The sequence below is a fragment of the Streptomyces sp. T39 genome (assembly GCF_008042045.1).
GTDB lineage: Bacteria > Actinomycetota > Actinomycetes > Streptomycetales > Streptomycetaceae > Streptomyces.
Genome location: NZ_RDBP01000023.1, coordinates 1 through 5438, shown reverse-complemented (window position 1 = coordinate 5438; position 5438 = coordinate 1). Strand labels below are relative to the sequence as shown.

Annotated in this window: 3 protein-coding genes and 1 pseudogene; all 4 read right to left on the bottom strand. The window is 74.9% G+C overall.

Annotated features, from left to right (window positions below; all coding sequences use genetic code 11):
* A pseudogene (locus EAO77_RS20205) lies at positions 1-1338 on the bottom strand (hypothetical protein); the annotation flags it as partial.
* The gene (locus EAO77_RS20200) at positions 1335-1745 is read right to left on the bottom strand and encodes a cobalamin B12-binding domain-containing protein (protein ID WP_147989701.1); all 411 of its coding nucleotides are present in this window, start codon (positions 1743-1745) and stop codon (positions 1335-1337) included. The gene EAO77_RS20200 and the pseudogene EAO77_RS20205, both read right to left, overlap by 4 nt.
* Before the next feature lie 186 nt (positions 1746-1931).
* Positions 1932-2147, bottom strand: a complete 216-nt coding sequence (locus tag EAO77_RS20195; RefSeq protein ID WP_147989700.1) for an MbtH family protein — start codon at positions 2145-2147, stop codon at positions 1932-1934.
* On the bottom strand, positions 2144-5438 hold a 3295-nt coding region (locus EAO77_RS20190), incomplete at its 5' end, for a non-ribosomal peptide synthetase (protein ID WP_147989699.1). The genes EAO77_RS20190 and EAO77_RS20195, both read right to left, overlap by 4 nt.

Here is a 5438-nt window from a genome sequence, read left to right as displayed (position 1 = left end):
GCCCCCGGCACGGACACGGGGGAGGACGGCGAGATCTACCAGGAGGCCCGCACGCTCGTCGAGACCGTCCTCGGCCTCCACCCCGACCTGTCCCGCGCGCTGACCGCGGCCTTCGCCCGCGGACTGCTCGACGTGCCCTTCTGCCTCCACCCCGACAACGCCGGCCGCGGAGTCGGCGCGCAGCGGCATGGCACCGGTGCGGGCCCAGCGCAGCCGTCCTGCGGGGTCGATGAAACCGAGCGAGCGGCCGGCGTTGTCGGGGTGGAGGCAGAAGGGCACGTCGAGCAGTCCGCGGGCGAAGGCCGCGGTCAGCGCGCGGGACAGGTCGGGGTGGAGGCCGAGGACGGTCTCGACGAGCGTGCGGGCCTCCTGGTAGATCTCGCCGTCCTCCCCCGTGTCCGTGCCGGGGGCGGCCGGACCGGCGAGTGCGGCGGCCGCGGCGGCCGTCTCCAGCGCCCGGACGTTCTCCCCGACGCTGGGGATGCGGTGTGCCTCGGCGGCGGTCTTGACGATGAGGCGCCCCGCACCGGAGCGCACGGCGAGGCGTGCGGACGCCTCCAGCAGCCGGGTGGCGCCCTGTTCCGTGCGCGGGTAGACGCCCATGTACGTGTAGAGGACGACATGGTGGTCCACGCCGGGGGGAAGGAACTCGCCGGCCAGGCGGTGCAGGGCGCGCAGGGCCTCCTCGTCCTGGCCCGGGTCTGTCTGCTGGGCGTAGCTGAGCGAGACGCTGCGCAGTCCGTACCGGGTGAAGAAGAGGCATTCCAGGACGCTCATGGCCACCAGCAGCCCGGGCGGGCAGAGCTGGCCGAGCAGGCAGCCGCCGAAGCTCTCCAGGTGCGGGACGGTGCCGGGGCGCGCCCCGGTGGCCAGCAGCTCGCAGGAACGGGCCCACGCCGTGACGGAGTCGCGCAGCGGGGTGCGACCGTAGGGCAGGCAGTAGGAGACGGGGCCGCCCTCGGTGGCGTCGAGGCCGGCGGCGGTCAGGGCGCGGACGATGGCCTCGGGCCGTGCGGAGCCGTGCCGGACCTGCACGGGGAAGTCGGCGTCGAACAGTCCGTCGAGGACGCCGCGGGTGGTGGCCGGGGAGTGGGCGGCGATCGGGTAGCCGTTGAGGCGGGCGCCGTCGGCGACGGCCGCCCGGGCGGCGGCCAGGTCGCCGACGCGGGTGTAGCTGTCGACGGTGAGGGTGCCCGCGGTGTGGGCGGTGGCGGCCCTGGTCCGGGCGAGACCGGCGCGCATCCGTTCGGGGTCGCCGAAACCCATGCGGGGCTGGACGACGAGCCGGCCGGCGGCCGAGGCCGCGGCGACGAACGCGCCGAAGGCGGGGGCGGTCAAGCCGGCACCTCCCTGCGGGCCCGGGCGGCGAGGAATCCGCGCAGGGCGTCCAGGTCCTCCCCGAGGACGGCGTCGCAGCCGGCCGCGGTCAGAGCGGTGACGTCGGACTCCTGGCGGTGGCCGGCGACGCCGAGTTTGCCCCCGAGGACCACGGGGAGTCCGGCGAGCGCGGGTTCCGCGCGCAGCCGGCGGACCGCGGTGAGTCCGTCGCGGTAGCCGTGGCCGTTGACGCTGCTGAGCACCACCGCGCCGGGCGTGTGCCGCAGACAGCCGGCGACGAGCAGCTCGGCGTCGACACAGGGGCCGAGCCCGACGACCTCGTACCCCTGCTCCTCGAGGAAGAGACGGAGATACACGAGATTCCATGTGTGGGAATCCGATGCGGTTCCGCTCAGGAGAATCTTCATACCCGAAGAATAGAATTCGACGACTGCCGGAAGGGGAAGTGCGAGCGGCAGCAACGACCGGCACTTTGCCTGTTCCGCCGCTGATTCCCCCGGCGGTCCACGGCACGGGAAAAGGCGCCGCGCCCCGCTGCGGAAGCGGGGCGCGGCGCCTTTTCGTGAGGCGTCCGCCGGAGCGGGCGGGGTGGGTCAGGCGTACTGGGCGACGAGGCTGCGCGGGCGGATGTCGGTCCAGTTGGCGGTGATGTACTCCAGGGCCCGGCTGCGCTCGCCCGGCCCCCAGACGCCGGTCCAGCCGGCCGGGACGTCGGCGAAGGCGGGCCACAGGGCGTGCTGGCCCTCGTCGTTCACGACGACGTGGAAAACACCCTCGGCATTGTCGAACGGGTTGACGGACTCGCTCATGACGTACTCCTCGTTTCTTTCTTCTGCAGGGCGGAGATTTTCTCCGAGACAATTCTTCCGATGATTTCGAGAGATTCCGGTCGGGCCATGTCGAGATGGCCGCATTCCAGGGCGCGGTTCTCCACCGTGCCCTCGGTGAACGGGACCCAGGTGGCGGCGAGGGCGCCGTCGGGTTCGCCCGCGCGGCGGGCGGTGAAGAACAGCACGTCGGTGTCGGCGACGCCCGGGACGTGCCGGGACATCAGCTCCGCGTGGGTCTCGGAGGCGCGGAGCACGGCGCGCAGTTCGGAGGCGGAGAACCCGGCGAGCACGGGGTCCTCGCGGCGGATCCGGTCCATCGCCTCGGCGAGGTCGCCGGCCGGGGCGGGGGTCCGCTCCTCGGGCGGCAGGACGGAGACGCTGCCGGGGCCGGTCTGGTGGACGTCCATCAGGGCGAGGAGCTCGACGTGTTCGCCGGCCTCCCGCAGGCGTACCGCCATCGTGTGGGCGACGAGTCCGCCGAAGGACCAGCCGAGCAGCCGGTAGGGGCCCCAGGGCTGGACCTCGCGGATCCGCTCCAGGTAGGCGTCCGCCATCTCCTCGATGCTGCGCGGCCGGTGGCCCGGGTCGGCGAGGGCGCGCGCCTGGAGGGCGTAGAGCGGCTGGTCGGCGCCGAGGTGGCGGGCGAGTCCGGCGTAGGCCCAGCCGACGCCGGTGCCCGGGTGGACGCAGAACAGCGGCCGGTCGGCGCCGCGGGTGCTGAGCGGGAGCAGCACCCCGAGGGCGGCGGTGGCGTCGTCGTCCTCGGTGCCGAGCAGCCCGGCCGGGGTGGGCGAGCGGAACAGGTCGCGGACGGTGCGCTCGACGCCCAGCACGCGGCGGATCCGGTTGACCAGGCGCACACCGAGGAGCGAATGGCCCCCGAGGGTGAAGAAGTTGTCGTCGATGCCGACCCGCGGGACGCCGAGGACCTCGGCGAACAGGGCGCACAGCACCTCCTCGCGGGCGTTGCGGGGCGCCCGGCCGCCCGCCTCGGCACCCGGCCGGCTCGGGGCGGGCAGGGCGGCACGGTCGGGCTTGCCGTTGACGGTCAGCGGCAGTGCGCCGAGTACCACGACGGCGGCGGGCACCAGGTGCTCGGGGAGGTGCGCGCGGGCCTCGGCGAGGAGTTCGGCCTCGGTGACCGTGTCCTCGGCCCGGGCAACGGCGTAGGCGACGAGGGCCTTGTCGCCGGGCCGGTCCTCGCGGACGACGACGAGAGCCTGCCCGACCGCCGGGTGGGCGGCGAGGACGCGTTCGACCTCGCCGGGTTCGATGCGCACGCCGCGGAGTTTGACCTGGCCGTCGGCGCGCCCGAGGAAGCGCAGCGCGCCGTCGGGGGTCCACAGGACGCGGTCGCCGGTGCGGTACATGCGGCTGCCGTCCGCCTCGAACGGGTCGGGGACGAACCGTTCGGCGGTGAGGGCCGGGCGGCCGAGGTAGCCGCGGGCGACGTGCGCGCCGGCGACGTAGAGCTCGCCGGGGACGCCCGGGGGCACGGGTCGCAGCGCCTCGTCGAGGACGTGACTGCGGGTGTTGTCCATCGGGCGCCCGAGGTGGAGGCCCGTGTCGCCGAGGGTGCGCTCACCGGTGGTGAACCACTGGTTGTGGGAGGCGAAGGTGGTCTCGGTGGGGCCGTAGGAGTGGACGAGGACGGTGTCCGGGCAGTGGGTGAGCACGCGCTGCACGGCGGCCGGGGCGGCGACGTCGCCGCCGGTCCACACCTCGCGCAGCAGCCGCAGGGTGTCCAGGCCCTCGTCGGCCATCACATGGAACAGGCCGACGGTGAAGTAGGCACAGGTGACGCCGTGTTCGCGGACGGTGCGGGCGGTCTCGGCGAGGTCGGTGCCGTCGCCGCGCATGACGACCAGGGAGCCGCCGTTCAGCAGGGGCACCCAGATCTCGAAGACGGAGGCGTCGAAGCCGGTGGCCGAGTGGACCAGCATCCGGTGCGGTCCGCCGCGGGCGGTGTCGCCGTCGGCGGCGAGTTCGACCACGTTGCGGTGGGTGACGCCGACGCCCTTGGGCCGTCCCGTGGAGCCGGAGGTGAACATCACGTACATCAGGTCGTCGGTGTGACCCGCGGGGGGCGCGGGCTCCGCGGCGGGGGCGGCGCCGGCGGCCGGGTCGTCGACGAGGAGCACGGCGGGGCCGGGGGCCTCGGCGACGTGGGCGGTGTCGGTCGCCAGCAGGACGGCTCCCGCGTCCTCGGTCATGAGCGCGATCCGGGCGGCGGGGAGCCGGGGGTCGAGCGGCAGGTAGGCGGCTCCGCACTTGAGGACGGCGAGCGCGGTGACCACGAGGGGCGCGCCGCGTTCCAGCAGCACGCCGACGGTGTGGCCGCGGCGCACGCCGGCGGCGCGCAGCCGGGCGGCGAGGATCTCGGCGCGGGCGTCGAGCTCCCGGTAGGCGACGGTGCCCTCGTCCGTGATCAGCGCGGGGGCGTCCGGGGTGCGGGCGGCGCGCCGGGCGATCCGCTCGTGCACGGTGCCCCGTCCGGCGACGACGGTGGCGGTGTCGTTGTACTCGCCGGTGAGCCGGAACCGGTCGGCGTCGGTGAGCAGGGGCACCTCCCCGATCCGCAGTCGGGGGTCGGCGGCGACGGCGCGCAGGGTGCGTTCCAGGTGGGCGGCGAGCAGCGCGGCGGTGGGGGCGTCGAACAGGTCGGTGGCGTACTCCAGTCCGCCGGCGAGGCCCGCGGGACGGCCGTCGGCGTCGCGCAGGTCGGTCAGGGCGAACGTCAGGTCGAACTTGGTGGTGACGGTGGTCAGGAGGGCGGGGGCGTCGTCGCGGAACAGGCCCCGGACGGCGTCCGTGCCGGGCACGCCCCGGGCGTAGTCGTGGTGGAGCTGCACGACGACCTGGGCGAGGGGGTGGTGGGCGGTGGTGCGGACGGGGTTGAGGTGCTCGACGACCCGGTCGAAGGGCAGTTCCTGGTGGGCGTAGGCGGCGAGGTCGGTGCGCCGGACCCGGTCGAGGAGGTCGGCGAAGGCGGGGTCGCCGGAGGTGTCGGTGCGCAGCACCAGGGTGTTGACGAAGAAGCCGACCATGGGGGCGAGGAGTTCGTCGTCGCGGCCGGCGGTCATGGTGGCCAGCGGCAGGTCGGTGCCGGCGCCGTGCCGGGTCAGGACGGCGGCGAGGGCGGCCTGGAGGACCATGAAGAGCGTGGCGCCGCTGCCGCGGGCGAGGGATTCGAGCGCCTCGTGAGTGGCGGGGTCGACGGTCAGCGGGGCGTGGCCGCCGCGGTGGCTCGCCTCCGCGGGGCGGGGGCGG

Bases quoted from the DNA above. Each gene is read 5' to 3' on its own strand.
- EAO77_RS20200 (WP_147989701.1), bottom strand. From the start codon at position 1,745: ATGAAGATTCTCCTGAGCGGAACCGCATCGGATTCCCACACATGGAAT.
- EAO77_RS20195 (WP_147989700.1), bottom strand. From the start codon at position 2,147: ATGAGCGAGTCCGTCAACCCGTTCGACAATGCCGAGGGTGTTTTCCAC.